A 16606-nucleotide genomic window follows, 5' to 3' on the forward strand; every position below is an offset into this window, starting at 1 on the left:
AGGTGCGGCGGGCGATCATTGAGTGGGCTCCGCGAAGATTGTTGAGGCGCTCCGCCTGGGCACTTCTGGGCAAGATAGAGCCGCGCCTCGCGGGTCTCGGAAATGCGAAAAGCCCCGGAATCCCGGGGCTGCTCTTGGTGGGCGATACTGGGATCGAACCAGTGACCTCTTCCGTGTCAGGGAAGCGCGCTACCGCTGCGCCAATCGCCCGTCTCCGGCTGGCTGCCGGCTTTCGGTGAGTGAGGTGGCGACGGGATTCGAACCCGTGTGGACGGCTTTGCAGGCCGCTGCCTCGCCTCTCGGCCACGCCACCATGTGTGCGGCGACCCGGAGGTGCACCGTGAGACTTTCACTCGAGCGGATGACGAGATTCGAACTCGCGACCCTCACCTTGGCAAGGTGATGCGCTACCACTGCGCCACATCCGCATTTTGCCCGCTTGCGCGTGCGGGTTCGACTCTAGCCGATGCCCTGAGTGCGGCCAAACCGCGACCCGCGTGTTACGCCCACCAGAAATTGTTCTGCACGAAGGTCGAGAAATCCCGGACGTCGACCCGATCACGAGGGTGACGAGCAGTCGGTTGCCCCACATCAGCACGAGCAGGTAGCCAACCGCGAGTGCGGCAGCGGCAAGGAGCCGCCCTCGAGAGGAGCCGTCGGCGCGACGACGGGCACCGAGGTGAGCGAACACGACGACGACCGCCGCGGGAACGATCGCGAGAAGTCCGAGGATCCCCAGCGCGGTTGCGATCGTGTAGCTGGAACTCCCGGGGTCGTACGCCGTGGGGTCAGCCTGGACCGCTCCCCCGGTGAGCTTCACGATGAAATACAGCAGCACGAGCAATGCGCCGAGTAACGCCGCAACGATGCTCACTACCGGCACCGGGTCGCGCGGAATAGGAACCGCAAACGCTGGCTGACCAGGCGCAAATTGCGGCGGAACTGAGGTCGCAGGGGGCGCTTCGGACATTGCGCCAGCCTACTGAGCCTGTGTGGCAGGATGGAGGCCGCGGGCGATTGGCGCAGTTGGTAGCGCGCTTCCTTCACACGGAAGAGGTCATCGGTTCGAGTCCGGTATCGCCCACCACATCCTCATCAAGCAGGGTCGAGAGAGCTGCCCAGCCGACCGTGGAGCCCCTCGATCTCGGCGGCACTCAGTGGCCCCGGCAGCCGCAGCAGGTCGGCAAGACCGTCCAGGGAAGTCACCCCGACTCCGTCGACCAGGTAGCCGTTAACGAGGTCCCAGTCGGCTCCGGAGAAACACAGGATGCCGCGCACCGGCACGGACGATTCGCCCACCACCTGAGACACGACCCGAACCTGACGCTGGATCCCGCGCACCAGATCGGTGGCATCCTCGCGCCCGAGGTAGAGACGGCGTTCCGTTGCACTCAGGATGTCGACCCGCGGACGCCCGACGTGACTTTTCGCGTCGACCACGTAGACGCCGGTCGCCGCGATGGCGATGTGGTCGATGTTCGCCAGCGACCCCGGAATGCGCCGGTCGTGCACGACGCGCACTCCGTCAACGATGAGATCCTCGAGTGCGCGCCCGACGAGCCGCTCACCGATGGCGCCCCGTCGCCAGTTCTCGGCATCCCCCGACGCTCTACGCGGACCCGGAACGGCACGTGAACGCAGCCCGGCCAACCTGACGCTCTCGCGATAGGCGGAAGCGCTCGCGAACCCGTCGTGGTGCGTCATCGCGGCAGGCTATCCCCCGCCTCGGACAGGAGCAGCGAATCTCGTCGTGACCCCGGGCGAGAACAGCACCGAATCCGGCGCACGATCGGTCACGCCGGGCAGTCCCGCAGCCGTCACGAGCTGGTCGTCAAGGTCGACGAGGTGCGCCGCGTGTAAGGTCCACGGCGCATGCTCGTTGCGCAGAAAACGTGTGCGGCCGCCTCGGGCGACGAACATCCCCCAGCGAGCGGTGAGGAAGTCGGCGAGCGGATCTGCTTCGATCACGTCCCCAGGCTTCGCGACAACGAGACTGGTTGGCCCCCCACCGTGTCGCTTGGATCGGTAGCTCACGAGATCGCCGTCATGCGACATCCCGGTGGCGGCCCAGAAGTAGGGCAACCCGAAAGTGGCGCGTGCGGCGACGACCGCCGCGAGTCGGGATGCCTCCAGGGAGCGGAAGATCACCCCGCGCCGCCCGTCGGCGTCGACGCCGTATAGCCGCACGTTGATTTCGACGAACGACCCGAAGTACGGCACCGGCGGACTGCCCAGCAGCGTCGCCCGATCGAGCAGGAACGGGATGAGTCCCACCCAGGTCGCTCCGTCGTGCACGTCGGGGCGCACGCCGGGCGGAAGAAGCGGTGCCACGCGATCGGGCTCGACTCGCCAGTGCAGGAAGGTCAGATCGCTCCAGCGCTGACTCGCGATCGTGCGACCCGGCAGGGGTGGCGCGTTGCGGGTGATCGGTTCGATCGTCATCAGGTCGGGTCGGGCTGAGGCTGCACCGCGACGACGAGAGTTGGCTCCGACTGATGACGCCTCAGCAGCACCCAGGCGGGCGCCGAGACGATCACAGATCCGACCGCGACCCCGAGGAACGCCAGGAGAGGAGTGTTCAGCACGCCGACCTGCGCGCTGAACAGAACGCCCACGGTGTCACCCGCGATCGGTGGGGCGAGGAATCCTATGGCTGCAGCGACGAGCAGGGTGAGCCCCCATCGGGTGGCGACTCCGGCGCGAGAGACCACCCGCGCCGAGTGGATCAGCGCTCCAAAGACTCCGGCCAGGGCGCCCACGAGCAGCGACCACGGGAACGAGACGGTAACCGCCCCAGATATCGTCGCCGCGATCCCCGCGAAGAAGCCGAACCCCAGCGAGCGCGGCACGGCGCGGCCAACGGCCTTCAACCGATCCACGAGCAACCAGCCGACGGCTCCCGCGAGCGGCCCCACCGCCCCGGCCAGGAGGATACGCGGGATGTAGACATCCACAGCCGCTTCGAGGCTGGAGAGCCAGACCGCGAACGCCACCCAAAAGCCGAGAGCAGCCACGAGAGCCGCCGGTCCGCCGATCTGTGGTTGCGTCCGGCCGACGCCCGGTGACCAGGCGAGCAGCACGTAGGCACTGGCTGAGACGAAGAGCGGGAGAGCTCCCCCGAAGTCGGTAAACCCGCATCCGCTGAGCCGGCACGGGTTAGTGAGAACAAGAGGCAGAACGGCCGCCACCGGAAAGACGATGAGGCCCCAGGTGAGCATCAACACCCACCGTGCCACGCGATTCGCGCCCGACGCGATCGCGGCGGACTCCAGCAATACAAGTACCGGCAGAGTGAATGCCGAGATGCCGAGCAGGTAGTCCAAACGGGCGGCGCCGGTCAGCATTCCGAGCAGAGTCGTCACAGCGGTGGTCAGGATGGCGGCCGCGATTGCCGGCCACACCATCCGTCCGTCGATGAGCCGTCGCACGAGCTGGAAGATCGCCAACGTCGCGAAGCCTCCTGCGGCGAAGGAGATCGCCACCAGAAGGACGGTCATGTCGCAAATGTACGGGGCGCCGCCTCCGAAGAGACGGCGCCCCGCGCGGACATGTCCGCAGTAACTAACTGGTCTTACTTGGCGTCGAGGACGTAGGCGTCCTCGCCGTGAACGACCAGGTCGACACCGGCGACCTCGTCTTCGTTCTTGATGCGGAAGCCCATCGTCTTTTCGATGATGAACCCGATCACGAAGGCGAGCACGAAGGAGTAGATCAAGACCGTGAACGCCGTGATGGCCTGCACAGCGAGCTGCGAGAACGAGCCGCTGAAGACGAGGCCCGAACCCTGAGCGAGGAAGCCCAAGTACAGGGTGCCGATGAGACCACCGATGAGGTGGATGCCCACCACGTCGAGCGAGTCATCGAAGCCGAGCTTGAACTTCAGCTCGATCGCGATGGCGCAGACCGCACCGGCGAGCAGGCCGAGCACGATCGCCCAGAGCGGGTGCAGGAATGCACACGCAGGGGTGATCGCAACGAGTCCAGCGACGGCACCCGAGGCTGCACCGATGGAGGTCGACTTGCCGTCCTTGATCTTCTCCACGATGATCCAGCCGAGCAGAGCAGCAGCCGGAGCGACGAGGGTGTTGATGAAGGCGATCGACGCGAATCCGTCAGCCGCGAGCTCAGAGCCCGCGTTGAAGCCGAACCAGCCGAACCACAGCAGACCGGCACCGAGCAGAACGAACGGCGGGTTGTGAGGAACAGCAGCGCCCTTGGCGAAGCCGACACGCTTGCCCAGCACGAGGGCGAGCGCGAGAGCCGCAGCACCCGCGTTGATGTGAACCGCGGTACCACCCGCGAAGTCGAGCGTGCCGACCCCGAAGATGTTCTGCAGTCCGAACGTCGCCCACCCTCCATCGGAGAAGTTAGCTGCCGAGAAGTCCGCTGCATTGGGGTTGTCACCGAGGGTGAAGTTGAACACCCACGACGCGACCGGGAAGTACACGACCGTTGCCCAGATGCCGGCAAAGACCATCCATGCGCCGAACTTGGCGCGGTCGGCGATCGAGCCAGAAACCAGAGCGACAGTGATGATCGCGAAGGTCGCCTGGAAGGCTGCGAACGCCAGGTTCGACAGACCGCCGTAGACCGCGGTGCCGTCGCCCGGGTCGGTTACAGCGCCGACCGCTTGGTCATAGCCGTTCGACAGGTTGATCTGGCTGATGTCGATGCCGAAGAAGCCATCCAGCCCGAAGTAGCTGTTCGTGCCATCGGCGAAGGTCGCGCCGCCGTTGCTGAAGGCAATGGCGTATCCGTAAATCACCCACAGGACGGCGATCAGGCCGATTGCGCCGAAGCTCATCATCATCATGCTGATGACGCTCTTCGCCTTGACCAGGCCGCCGTAGAAGAAGGCGAGACCGGGGGTCATGAGAAGAACGAGCGCGGCACTCAGCAGCATGTAGCCGGTGTTGCCTTGATCCAGAATCATTAGCTACCTCTCTAGCGTTTGCAGAAGTTGCACCGTTGGACCGTTGCGCTCGGGTGAGGGAACTAGCTACCTCAGGTACGCGGCCAGTCTGGCGTCGGCACATTACCGAGGGACCGCGTAAATGTTTCGGAAGCGTTACACACGCCCCTGCTTTGTAAACTTCCTGTTTCGCGCGGCACCCGGTTTTCTGCGAAATCGCCCGCGAAACGCACCAGATCGTCGGGAATTGCAGGATTTTTGCGCTCCCGCGGCTCGGATACCCTGTAACCAGGGAGCGCCGGGAAGTCTGGTCGGCCGATGCTGACGCGTCGTCGTCGATCGGAGACCAATTGCTGCAGACCGTAACCCGCGCCCTTGCCCACAACTTCTTGGGCGACGCACCACGCTGGTACAAGGTCGCGATCGTGGCCTTCCTGGTCGTCAATCCGATCGTTTTTCTCGGGGTCAACCCGTTCATCGGCGGGTGGCTGCTCGTCGCAGAGTTCATCTTCACTCTGATGATGGCGCTGAGGTGCTACCCGCTTCAGCCCGGCGGACTCCTGGCGATTGAAGCGATCGCGATCGGGATGGCGTCCCCGGCCGAGGTCTTCGACGAGTCCAAGTCGAACTTCGCGGTCATCCTGCTGCTGATGTTCATGGTTGCGGGCATCTACTTCATGCGCGAACTGCTGCTCTTGCTGTTCACAAAGCTCTTGGTCGGCATCCGCTCGAAGGTGCTGCTGGCTCTGACCTTTGCGGCACTGTCCGCCGTGTTGTCAGCATTCCTCGACGCGCTCACCGTTGCGGCCGTGGTGATCGCCGTCGCCACGGGCCTCTATACCGTGTACCACCGGTTCGTCTCGGGGCGTGGGTTCGACGACGACCACGAGCACGACGACGACGGGATGGTGCACCCGAAGCACGCCGACGATCTCGCGGTCTTCCGTTCATTCCTGCGCAGTCTGATGATGCACGCGATGGTCGGCACCGCTCTGGGCGGTGTCGCGACACTGGTGGGCGAACCGCAAAACCTCCTGATCGGCGAGACCGTCGGGTGGGGGTTCGCAGACTTTTTCATCCACGTGGCGCCGGTATCAATTCCGGTGTTGGTCGTCGGGCTCGGGCTCTGCGCCCTCCTCGAACGCACGCGTTGGTTCGGCTACGGTGCGCGCCTCCCCGACTCGGTGCGCGAGGTCATGGAGAAGTGGGATGCCAAGGAAACGGCCGACCGGGATCCGCGGACGCGCGCGCGACTCGTCATTCAAGCGCTGACCGCGGTTGCACTGGTCGCCGGCCTGGCCCTGCACGTCGCCGACGTCGGCCTGATCGGCCTCGCGGTCATCGTGCTCGCGACGGCATTCAACGGTGTCGTGCACGAACACTCCCTCGGCAAGGCCTTCCATGAGGCGATGCCGTTCACCGCACTGCTGGTGGTGTTCTTCGCTGTTGTCGCCGTCATCCACGAGCAGGGACTGTTCACCCCGATCATCGATACCGTGCTCGCTCAGCAGGGCCGCCAGCAATTGTCGATGACCTTCGTCGCTTCGGGGGTGCTCTCGGCAGTGAGCGACAACGTCTTCGTTGCAACGGTGTACATCAATGAGGTCGAGAAAGCCTTTGCGGCGGGAACGATCTCGCAGGATCAGTTCGAGCTGCTCGCCGTGTCGATCAATACCGGCACCAACATCCCGAGTATTGCGACCCCGAATGGGCAGGCAGCGTTCCTCTTCTTGCTCACCTCGGCGCTCGCCCCGCTGATCCGACTCGGCTACCTCAAGATGCTCTGGATGGCGTTGCCCTACGCGGTGGTTCTGTCGGTGACGGCATTCCTCTGCACGGTCTACCTGTTGTGATGTCGCTGTCTACTGCGGTGCGGTGAGCGCGATGAGGCGCGAAATCGCACGCAGGTACTTCTTGCGGTAGCCACCCGCGAGCATGTCGTCGCCGAAAACCTGGTCGAGCGGCACCCCCGATGCGAGCACGCGTACCTGGCCGTCGTAGAGGCGATCGACGGCTGCAACGAAGCGCAGCGCATCCGTTTGGTCGTTCAACACGTGCACCCCCCGCAACCCGACCGCCGACAGGCCGTCGAGAAGCTTCACGTAGCGCGACGGATGCACGGTGGCGAGGTGTCGCAACACCGCGTCGAAGTCATCGATCGTCACGGTGCCGGGGATGCTCCCGGCCGCCGTTTCGAGTTCAGCTTCATCGAGCGTCGCGGCGTGACCTTCCAAATCGCGGCGCCGGTAATCGAGCCCGTCGATGCGCAGGATTTCGAATCGGGCCGAGAGTGCGTGAATCTCGCGCAGAAAGTCAACGGCGGCGAACCGCCCCTCGCCGAGAGCATTCGGCGGAGTGTTCGAGGTCGCCGCAATGCGCGTGCCGCTCTCAGCGAGTACGCCGAGCAACCGGGTCATCAACATCGTGTCGCCCGGGTCGTCGAGTTCGAACTCGTCGATCGCAACCAGGGTCGCACCGCTCAAAAGTTTGACGGCGGACGCGTAGCCGAGGGCGCCGACCAGCGCGGTGTATTCGATGAAGGTGCCGAAATATTTGCGGCCCGGCGCGAGTTTCCAGAGAGCCGCGAGCAGATGAGTCTTGCCCACGCCGAAACCGCCGTCCAGGTACAGACCGGGTTTCGTCTCGGGCGTGCGCTTGCGAAACAGACCCCCGCCCGGCTTCCACGCTCCAGCGAACGCCCGCACCCTCTCGACGGCTTCGGCCTGCGACGGGTAGTCGGGATCGGGGCGATAGTTCTCGAGCGTCGAGTCGTCAAACTGGCGCGGCGGCACGAGAGACGCGGCGAGTTCGTCGCCCGACATCGTCGGCATGCGATCGAGCAGGGACGCGGTGGGGAGAGTCATGACGCCTCGGGCCTTCGTGGTGGTTCGTGTCGAACTCTTACGGCACATCGGCGGGCCCGTGAGCGACTGCATACCCTGGAAGGGATCACCGCAACTCTACTTACCTACTTCTTGGAGCATCTGATGACCGTCGAGATCGACGCCTCCCCCGAGTTCAGCGCCTACGCCCACCCCGAGCGCCTGGTGAGCACCGACTGGCTCGCCGAACACCTCGGCGACGAGGGACTCGTCGTTGTCGCGTCCGACGAAGACGTTCTGCTCTACGAGACCGGTCACATCGAGGGCGCGGTCAAGGTTGACTGGCACACCGACCTCAACGACCCCCTCGTGCGCGACTATCTCGACGGCGCTGGATTTGCGAAGCTGCTGTCGAGCAAAGGCATTTCGCGCGACTCGACCGTCGTGATCTACGGCGACAAGAACAACTGGTGGGCCGCGTACGCACTCTGGGTCTTCTCGCTCTTCGGCCACGACGACGTGCGTCTGCTCGACGGCGGTCGTGCCAAGTGGGAGGCGGAGGGTCGTGCGTACACGACCGAGACGTCGAAGCCCGCACCGAGCGACTACCCCGTCGTTGAGCGGGATGACCACGTACTGCGTGCCTTCAAGGACGACGTGCTCGCCCACCTCGGCAACCCGCTCGTCGACGTGCGCTCCCCCGAGGAGTACTCGGGCGAGCGCACCACCGCGCCCGCCTACCCCGAGGAAGGCACCCTGCGCGCGGGCCACATCCCGAGCGCGCAGAGCGTGCCGTGGGCGAAGGCCGTCGCCGACAACGGCACCTTCAAGCCCCTCGGCGAGCTGAACGCGATCTACCGTGACGGCGCGGGGCTCAAGGATGGCGACCAGATCGTCGCGTACTGCCGCATCGGTGAGCGCTCGAGCCACACCTGGTTCGTGCTGACCCACCTGCTCGGCTTCGAGAATGTGCGCAACTACGACGGCTCGTGGACCGAGTGGGGCAGCGCGGTGCGCGTGCCGATCGTTAAGGGTGCCGAGCCGGGTGCCGTCCCGGCCAAGCACTAGAGCCCAGGCCAGTAGTGCCGACGCGCCAGTTAGGGTGACAGCGTGAGTGATCCCGAGCTGCCTGAAGCGCTTGCGACCATCCGAGACGATTTCCTCGCGCTCGAGCAGCACGAGCGACTGCAACTGCTGCTCGAGTTCTCGCAGGAGCTTCCCGAGCTGCCGCCCAAGTACGCCGACCACCCCGACCTATTGGAACGGGTGGAGGAATGCCAGTCGCCGGTCTTCATTTTTGTCGACGTCGACTCTGAGGGGGATGGCGGGGGCATCGTGCACCTCCACGCGACCGCGCCGAAGGAGGCGCCGACGACCCGTGGATTCGCCTCGATCCTGGTGCAAGGACTCGCCGGGCTCACCGTGCAGCAAGTACTCGACGTGCCCGACGACTACCCGCTGACTCTCGGGTTGACCGAGGCCGTGAGTCCACTTCGGATCCGCGGGATGTCGGCGCTCCTCGGTCGCACGAAACGCCAGGTACGCGAGAAGACCGCCGCGTGATCATCCGACCGCTGTTGCCTGCAGGCGACCCGATCGACACCTCCTCCCCCGATGCTCGGCAACTGATCGCTGCGCTCTACCCCGCGCCCGGACTCCGCGTGAACCTCGTGGCGAGCGTCGATGGCGGAACGTCGGATGCCGCGGGCACGTCGGCGGGGCTCACCGAGGGTGCCGACCGCGTCATCCTCGGAGCGATCCGCTTGGTGAGCGACACAGTGCTGATTGGCGCCGCGACGCTACGCGCCGAAGGCAGCCTCGTGCCGCGCTCCACGCATCTCACGGTGCTCACTACGACCGGCGACTTCACCGGGGCCGTCGTGCGGGCCGATATCGAGCCCGGCCGCATCCTGGTCGTCGGTCCTGCCAAGGTGGAGGAGCGAGCTCGCGCCACGTTCAACGCGCCGTTCGAATACTTCGCGCTCGACGGCGATCGGGCGGTCCCCCTCGCGGTGATGCTCACGGCACTGCGGGATCGTGGGCTCGCGAAGATCGTCTGCGAGGGGGGTCCTCGCCTCGCGGGCCAACTGCTCGCGGCTGGGCTCGTCGATGAACTGTGTCTGACGACGGTGCCGCGTCTTCTCGGCAACGCCTCCGCGCTGTTCGGCGGGGCGACCGGTGGCTCGCGCAGCCTCGACCTGGTGCAGGTACTGACCGACGAAGGCGGATCGCTCTACGGCCGCTGGCGGGTCAGCTAACTTTCGCGCAACGCTGAGTTTGTGCGACGCTGCGCTGAGGGCAACTTCGCGATCCACCTGCGGATGGCGCCTTCCCACCGCTCGCGGTCGTAGTTCCACAACTTGGTGTGCCGGGCTGTGTCGAACGCTTCCAACGTCACGATGTCGGGTCGCGCCAGGGCGAGCGCTCGGGACGCCGTCGACGGCACGAACCCGTCGTCGTCGCTGTGCAGAATGAGCACCGGCCGATCGAGCTCTTTCGCCCGGGTGACGAAGTCGAGCCGGTCGATGTCGAGTGGTTCCGCCAGCCCGGTGAACAGCCGCCCCCACGGATGCTTGTACAGCAGGATGACAAACGAGCGCACGAACACCGGCAGATTGCGCATCTTGACCTGAAAGTCGAGAGCCGCGATCCAATCGACGACGGGCGACTCGAGCACGACTCCGACCACTTTGTCGCTGTAGGTCGAACGGGTGAGCGCCTGCAGCACGGTGGCCCCGCCCATCGACCAGCCGACCAGAACGAGTTCGGTGGCTCCGTGGCTGAGGGCGTACCGCATCGCCGCATCCACGTCGAGCCATTCTCGGTCGCCGAGCGCGTACCGGAAGTCGTCGCTGCGCGGCGCCTCCCCGTCATTGCGATACGACACGACGAGGGAGGTGAACCCCGCCTCTCTGAAGATCGGCACGGCACGGAGCGTCTCGGGGCGCCGCACCGCGCGACCGTGCACGTGAATCGCCCAGTGCGTCGAAGGACCATCGGATGCCGGCACCAGCCAGGCAGGCGCGTCACCTAGCGGAGTGGCGATCTCGACGTGGTCGTACGGCACTTCGAGATCGGCCGGGGTCAGGTAGAACCAGCCCGTGAGTCGGCCGCGTTTCGCGGTGCGCAGGTCGCCGACATCCACCCCGACGATCCGGCGAGTGACGCTGGTCGCCGTGGCCGAGACGATCTCGCCGACGCGAGCGTGACCGGTTTCACGGGCGAACCAGAAGCTGTATTCGCCCCGCAGCCGGGAGTCGGGAGTCGAATCGAGCACGATGAGACCGGCCTCGAGATCGACGGACCGGACCGCGACATCCTCTTCCCGGCGTGACGGCGGAACGATGACCTTGCGCGCGACGATCACACTCAGCGCGGCTGTCGCTACGGCCGCAGCACCGACGAGCGCGAGGGCTCCGATAACCCCGCCGACAGCGACCTTGGTACGCGACGGCATCCGTCCTCCTCAGTGGTCCGACGTCCCGGGCGCCGCCGAACGGCGTGGCACGCCAGCGGTTTCCTGGTTGAAACCCTAATCTTCAGTCGTGGCCACCCTTGCATCCGACCCGGTCGTTCCCGCGCCATTTGGCCGCGCGCTGACCGCCGTCCGGCGAGCAACGATTCGACCCGAACTCCAACTGGGCGAAATTCCCGCACCGACCGGGCTCGCTCCGCACGCGATCGCGATGGCCGCCGACGTCAGTCCGGTACGACACGGGATCGACTCCGTTCTCGGCACCGGCCGTTTTGTGCTGCTCTACGACCCTGAAGAACCCGACGCCTGGGGCGGCCCGTTCCGCGTGGTGTGCTTCGCACAGGCGCCGCTCGAAACCGACATCGGCCTTGATCCCTTCGTCGCAGAAGTCGCCTGGTCGTGGCTTGAAGACGCGCTCGAAGCACGCGATGCTCACTACACCGCCGCATCCGGAACCGCGACGAAAGTTCTCTCTACCGGATTCGGCGAACTCAGCCACCAGAGCGACGGTGCGCAGCTCGAGGTGCGCGCCTCGTGGACTCCCGACGGCGACGCGATCGGCGCATCCGTCGAAGCGTGGAGCGACCTGTTGTGCCAACTCGCCGGGCTCCCGCCAACTGCCGAAGCGGTCGGCCTGTTGCCGAACCGTCGAGGGGCGCGTGGCTGACGCCTCGAGCGAGCAGTCCCCGGCTCTGCCCGCGACACCTGCGACACCGGACAGCCCGGCGGCGTCGCACGAGCCTGTTGTTGTCCTCGACACCCGCGAGGCGTACCTCGAGGCGGTCGAGCTCCTCGCGCTAGGAAACGGTCCGTTCGCTGTCGATGCCGAGCGAGCGTCCGGCTACCGGTATTCGCAGCGTGCGTATCTGATCCAGGTCTACCGACGCGGCTCTGGGGCGTTCCTGTTCGATCCCCCGGCGATCGGTGACTTCACCGAGCTAGCAGCCGTAATGGCCGGTGAAGAGTGGATCTTGCACGCGGCGAGCCAAGATCTCGCCTGCCTGCGAGAGGTCGGCCTCGACCCCGAGGCGATCTTCGACACCGAACTCGGGGCACGCCTTGCTGGGCTCCCCCGCGTCGGACTCGGTCCGGTCGTCGAAGATCTGCTCGGCATCCATCTCGCGAAGGAGCACTCGGCAGCGGACTGGTCGACGCGGCCGCTCCCCCAGAGTTGGCTCGTCTATGCCGCGCTCGACGTCGAACTGCTTCCCGACCTGCGCGACGCGATCGGCGCACTGTTGCACGAGACGGGCAAGGACGAGATCGCCGCGCAGGAGTTCGCTGCCGTGTTGCATCGCGAGACGCCGTCGCGCGTCGACCCGTGGCGCCGGCTCGCCGGAATTCACGCCCTGCGCAACGCGCGCAATCTCGCGGTTGCGCGCGAACTGTGGGTGGCCCGTGACGACTATGCGCGAGAGATCGACTCCGCCGCCGGTCGGCTTGTTCCCGATACCTCTCTCCTCGCTGCGGCTCGTGTGATGCCGACGAGCAAGCGTGACCTCGCGGCGATGAAGGAGTTCAACGGACGTGCCAGCCGGTCGCAACTCGACCGGTGGTGGGCGGCGATTGAACGCGGCGTCGTCACAGCGGACCTCCCCAATACCCGCGCGCCCGGTGACGGTGTGCCCCCGCCGCGGATCTGGGCCGACAAGAATCCCGAGGCCGACGCCCGCCTGAAGAGGGCGCGCGCTGCGGTGATCGCCCGCGCCGAAGAACTCGATATCCCGATCGAGAACGTTCTCACCCCCGATAGTCTGCGCCGCGTGGCTTGGGCTCCACCCTCGCCGATCACCACGGAAGCGGTCGCCGAGGCCCTCACCGCGCTCGGTGCCCGCCGCTGGCAGGTTGCGGCAACCGCACAGGTGATCGCCGAAGCCTTTGTAGATGTGCCCCAAGAGCCCGAAACGCCACACGAGCCCGATTCGTCGGAATGATCAAAGGACGCAACGTCGCGAAAGCCCCTGCCTAGGATCGGATGAGTTCATCGAAATCCGTACTGGAGGGCATTGTGGCCGAGAGATCCGAAGTCGTTTTCGTCGATGGGGTTCGCACCCCGTTCGGACGGGCCGGCGAAAAGGGCCAGTACTGGAACACTCGCTCCGACGACCTGATCGTCAAGGCGATGATCGGGCTGCTTGAGCGCAACCCGAACCTCCCCCAGGACCGTGTGGATGACGTCGCGATCGCCGCGACCACCCAGACCGGCGACCAGGGTCTGACCCTCGGTCGCACCGCCGCCATCCTGGCCGGTCTCCCGCTCTCCGTTCCTGGCTTCGCCATCGACCGGATGTGCGCGGGCGCGATGACGAGTGTGGCCTCCATCGGCAGCATGATCGGCTTCGGCCAGTACGACGTCGGCATCGCCGGCGGAGTCGAGCACATGGGTCGTCATCCGATGGGATTTGGGGCAGACGTCAACCCGCGCTTCCTTGCCGAGAAGCTGGTCAACCCCGACGCCCTCAACATGGGTGTCACCGCCGAGAATCTGCACGACCGATTCCCGGCTCTGACCAAAGAGCGCGCCGACAGGTACGGCATGCGCAGCCAGCAGAAGGTCGCGGCCGCCTACGCGGCGGGCAAGATCCAGCCCGACCTCATCCCGGTCGCGATCAAGAGCGAAGCCGGATGGGGCCTCGCCACGCAGGACGAAGGGATGCGCCCTGAGACGACGATGGAAGGGCTCGCGGGGCTGAAGACGCCATTCCGCCCGCACGGTCGCGTTTCGGCCGGCAACTCGTCGCCGCTGACCGACGGTGCAACGGTCTCGCTACTCGCAAGTGCGCACGCGGCCAAGGAGCTCGGTCTCACCACGAAGATGCGTCTGGTGTCGTTTGCCTTCGCGGGCGTCGCACCCGAAGTGATGGGCATCGGTCCGATCCCGTCAACCGAGAAGGCGCTGCGCAAGGCCGGGCTGACGATCGGTGACATCGGGCTGTTCGAGCTCAATGAAGCGTTCTCGGTACAGGTACTGTCACTGCTCGACCACTTCGGCATCGACGACGACGACCCCCGCGTCAACCCGTGGGGTGGCGCGGTCGCGATCGGACATCCGCTGGCAGCATCAGGGGTTCGCCTGATGATCCAGCTCGCACGCCAATTCCAGGAGCACCCGGAGGTCCGCTACGGCCTCACCGCGATGTGTGTCGGGCTCGGCCAGGGTGGGTCGATGATCTGGGAAAACCCGAACTTCTCCTCATCCTCGAAGAAGGGCGCCAAGTAATGGCTACCGAAACCGCGTCGTCGAAGTTCGCCAAACTCGCCGCACTCGACCCCGACGAGGTTGTGACGCACTCGTTCGTGCGCGACATCACGATGGGCAGTGGCACGCGAATTGCCCTGATCACTCTCGACAACGGTCGTGACCACACCCGCCCGAATACCCTCGGGCCCGCGACCCTGCTCGAACTCTCCGGCGTGCTTGACGAGCTCACCGCGCGCGCCGCGAAGAAAGAGATCGACGGCGTCGCCATTATCGGCAAGCAGTTCATCTTCGCCGCGGGCGCCGACCTGTCGAAGGTGGGCGATCTTCCGGACCGCGACACCGGGCTCCAGATGGCGAAACTCGGGCATGAGGTACTCGGCAAGCTCAGCGACCTCGGCGTTCCGTCCTTCGTCTTCTACAACGGCCTCGCCCTCGGCGGGGGTGTCGAGATCGGCTTGAACGCCGACTACCGCACGATCGACTCTTCGGTGCCCGCCTTCGCGCTGCCCGAGGTGTTCCTCGGGATCATCCCGGGCTGGGGTGGCGCCTGGCTGCTGCCGAACCTGATTGGCATCGAGAACGCACTCGAGGTTGTTATCTCGAACCCCCTCAAGAACAACCGGATGCTCAAGGGACCCGAAGTCTTCGAGCTGGGGATCGCGGACGCGATGTTCGGCCCCGCCAACTTCCTCGAAGATTCGCTCAAGTGGGCCGACTCGGTGCTGACCGGAAAGACGAAGGTCAAGCGCAAGAACGAGCCCGGCAAGTTGGAACGCGCGGTCAAGTGGGATGTCGCGATCGGCATCGCACAGAAGACTCTCGAGAGCCGGATCGGCAAGATCGCCAAGAGCCCGTATCGCGCGCTCGAGTTGCTGAAAGCCGCGAAGAACACCGACAAGAAGACCGGATTTGCGGCCGAAGATGAGGCCCTCGCCGACCTCATCTCGGGCGACCAGTTCCGCGCGTCGATCTACGCGTTCAACCTCGTGCAGAAACGCGCGAAGCGTCCGGCCGGAGCCCCAGACAAGGCGCTGGCCCGACCGGTCGGCAAGGTGGGCGTCATCGGTGCCGGGCTCATGGCATCCCAATTCGCGCTGCTCTTCGTGCGTCGCCTTCAGGTGCCGGTCGTCATCACCGACCTCGACCAGGCCCGTGTCGACAAGGGTGTCGCCAGCATCAAGGGCGAGATCGACGAGCTGCTCGCGAAGGGTCGCATCGGCTCGGACGAGTCCAACCGGCTCAAGGCGCTCGTCACCGGAACGACCGACAAAGCCGACTTCGCCGACTGCGACTGGGTGATCGAGGCTGTCTTCGAGGAACTCGGGGTCAAGCAAACGGTGTTCGCCGACGTCGAGAAGTACATCTCACCCGACGCGATTCTGGCGACCAACACGTCGTCGCTCTCGGTCGAGCAGATTGGCGCGAAACTGAAGAACCCCGAGCGGGTTGTCGGCTTCCACTTCTTCAATCCGGTCGCCGTGATGCCGCTCATCGAGGTCGTCAAGACCGCGAAGACCACCGACGCGGCACTCAGCACTGCGATGGTCACGGCCGAGAAGCTGCGCAAGAACGCCGTCATCACGGCCGACACTCCCGGCTTCGTCGTCAACCGCATCCTCGCCAAGTTGCTGGGCGAGGCAATGCACGCGGTCGAGCAGGGCGCGCCCTTCGAGACCGTTGTGGATGCCGTCAAGCCGTTCGGCCTTCCGATGGACCCGTTCGCGCTCCTTGAACTGGTCGGCCTCAAAGTTGGCGCTCATGTGCTCGACACGCATCACGCGGCCTTCCCCGAGCGGTTCTTCGAGAGCCCCGCGCTGCACGAACTCGCGGAGTTCGGTCACCTGTTCGAGAAGGATGCCAAGGGCAGGAACAAGGGGATCGACCCGAAGGTCGTGGAGATCGTGAAGAAGCACCGAATCCCCGGGTCGACACCGCTGACTGTCGAGGAACTCCGCACGCGGGTTGAAGACGGTCTCGCCGACGAGATCCACCGGATGCTCGACGACAAGGTCGTGGCGGCGGCAGAAGACATCGACCTCTGCCTGATCCTCGGTGCCGGCTGGCCGTTCCAGATGGGTGGTGCGACCCCCTACCTCGATCGGGTCGGGGCGAGCGAGCGAGTCTTCGGCAGTACCTTCCACAACCCGCGGATCGTCGGCGTCGCCTAACTCGATGGCCACGGCTGGAGCCAGCCG

14 protein-coding genes and 4 tRNA genes are annotated in these 16606 nt (G+C 65.7%); 9 read left to right on the forward strand and 9 right to left on the reverse strand.

Translation table 11 applies throughout. The features are described from left to right. Positions 1-135 precede the first annotated feature (135 nt). From ABIR17_RS01060 to ABIR17_RS01070, 3 genes are all read right to left on the reverse strand, one after another. Positions 136-210: transfer RNA gene (locus ABIR17_RS01060), tRNA-Val, on the reverse strand. A 32-nt stretch (positions 211-242) separates the two neighbouring features. Next, a tRNA-Cys gene (locus tag ABIR17_RS01065) sits at positions 243-313 on the reverse strand. Positions 314-356: 43 nt separating this feature from the next. Continuing rightward, positions 357-428 (reverse strand) — tRNA-Gly (locus ABIR17_RS01070). Positions 429-1011: 583 nt separating this feature from the next. Here ABIR17_RS01070 and ABIR17_RS01075 point away from each other — a divergent pair. Further along, positions 1012-1087, forward strand: a tRNA-Val gene (locus ABIR17_RS01075). Positions 1088-1095: 8 nt separating this feature from the next. On the opposite strand, the gene ABIR17_RS01080 is transcribed toward ABIR17_RS01075, so the two are convergent. From ABIR17_RS01080 to ABIR17_RS01095, 4 genes are all read right to left on the reverse strand, one after another. Continuing rightward, a complete protein-coding gene (locus ABIR17_RS01080) occupies positions 1096-1704 on the reverse strand; it encodes a nuclease-related domain-containing protein (RefSeq protein WP_348002497.1) in 609 nt (202 codons plus the stop codon). A gap of 9 nt (positions 1705-1713) precedes the next feature. After that, positions 1714-2442 carry a DUF2071 domain-containing protein gene (locus ABIR17_RS01085; RefSeq protein WP_348002498.1) on the reverse strand — a complete coding sequence of 243 codons (729 nt, stop codon included), beginning with the start codon at positions 2440-2442 and terminating at the stop codon, positions 1714-1716. After that, positions 2442-3497 carry a hypothetical protein gene (locus tag ABIR17_RS01090; protein ID WP_348002499.1) on the reverse strand — a complete coding sequence of 352 codons (1056 nt, stop codon included), beginning with the start codon at positions 3495-3497 and terminating at the stop codon, positions 2442-2444. Before ABIR17_RS01090 ends, ABIR17_RS01085 begins: the two co-directional genes overlap by 1 nt. Before the next feature lie 74 nt (positions 3498-3571). Beyond that, a complete protein-coding gene (locus tag ABIR17_RS01095; protein ID WP_348002563.1) occupies positions 3572-4927 on the reverse strand; it encodes an ammonium transporter in 1356 nt (451 codons plus the stop codon). A gap of 335 nt (positions 4928-5262) precedes the next feature. On the opposite strand from ABIR17_RS01095, the gene nhaB reads away from it, so the two are divergent. Continuing rightward, entirely contained in the window at positions 5263-6765 is a 1503-nt protein-coding gene (nhaB, locus tag ABIR17_RS01100) for a sodium/proton antiporter NhaB (RefSeq protein WP_348002500.1), read from the forward strand. A gap of 9 nt (positions 6766-6774) precedes the next feature. Here nhaB and zapE read toward each other — a convergent pair whose 3' ends face one another. Beyond that, positions 6775-7776: a cell division protein ZapE gene (gene zapE / locus ABIR17_RS01105; protein ID WP_348002501.1), complete on the reverse strand. Its 1002-nt coding sequence runs from the start codon at positions 7774-7776 to the stop codon at positions 6775-6777. 123 nt (positions 7777-7899) lie between these two features. Between zapE and ABIR17_RS01110 the strand changes: the two genes are divergently transcribed. From ABIR17_RS01110 to ABIR17_RS01120, 3 genes are read left to right on the forward strand one after another with little or no spacing between them, the layout of a single operon-like run. Further along, positions 7900-8802, forward strand: coding sequence for a sulfurtransferase (locus ABIR17_RS01110; protein ID WP_348002502.1), 903 nt, complete (start codon positions 7900-7902; stop codon positions 8800-8802). A gap of 42 nt (positions 8803-8844) precedes the next feature. Next, a complete protein-coding gene (locus ABIR17_RS01115; protein WP_348002503.1) occupies positions 8845-9297 on the forward strand; it encodes a SufE family protein in 453 nt (150 codons plus the stop codon). Continuing rightward, positions 9294-9992, forward strand: a complete 699-nt coding sequence (locus tag ABIR17_RS01120) for a dihydrofolate reductase family protein (RefSeq protein WP_348002504.1) — start codon at positions 9294-9296, stop codon at positions 9990-9992. The genes ABIR17_RS01115 and ABIR17_RS01120 overlap by 4 nt, the downstream gene beginning before the upstream one ends. On the opposite strand, the gene ABIR17_RS01125 is transcribed toward ABIR17_RS01120, so the two are convergent. After that, on the reverse strand, positions 9989-11191 hold the full coding sequence (locus ABIR17_RS01125; RefSeq protein WP_348002505.1) for an alpha/beta fold hydrolase: 1203 nt from the start codon (positions 11189-11191) through the stop codon (positions 9989-9991). The two genes, ABIR17_RS01120 and ABIR17_RS01125, sit on opposite strands and share 4 nt — an antisense overlap. Before the next feature lie 88 nt (positions 11192-11279). On the opposite strand from ABIR17_RS01125, the gene ABIR17_RS01130 reads away from it, so the two are divergent. The 4 genes from ABIR17_RS01130 to ABIR17_RS01145 all read left to right on the forward strand — a co-directional run bounded on the left by ABIR17_RS01130 (position 11280) and on the right by ABIR17_RS01145 (position 16579). Further along, positions 11280-11876, forward strand: a complete 597-nt coding sequence (locus ABIR17_RS01130; RefSeq protein ID WP_348002506.1) for a DUF3000 domain-containing protein — start codon at positions 11280-11282, stop codon at positions 11874-11876. Between the two features lie 25 nt (positions 11877-11901). After that, positions 11902-13143 carry an HRDC domain-containing protein gene (locus ABIR17_RS01135; protein ID WP_348002564.1) on the forward strand — a complete coding sequence of 414 codons (1242 nt, stop codon included), beginning with the start codon at positions 11902-11904 and terminating at the stop codon, positions 13141-13143. Between the two features lie 74 nt (positions 13144-13217). Continuing rightward, complete coding sequence (locus ABIR17_RS01140) at positions 13218-14429, forward strand: thiolase family protein (protein WP_348002565.1); 1212 nt, start codon at positions 13218-13220, stop codon at positions 14427-14429. Then, a complete protein-coding gene (locus ABIR17_RS01145; RefSeq protein WP_348002507.1) occupies positions 14429-16579 on the forward strand; it encodes a 3-hydroxyacyl-CoA dehydrogenase NAD-binding domain-containing protein in 2151 nt (716 codons plus the stop codon). Before ABIR17_RS01140 ends, ABIR17_RS01145 begins: the two co-directional genes overlap by 1 nt. Positions 16580-16606 lie beyond the last annotated feature (27 nt).

The sequence above is a fragment of the Pseudolysinimonas sp. genome (assembly GCF_039912695.1).
Classification (GTDB): Bacteria; Actinomycetota; Actinomycetes; order Actinomycetales; family Microbacteriaceae; genus Pseudolysinimonas_A.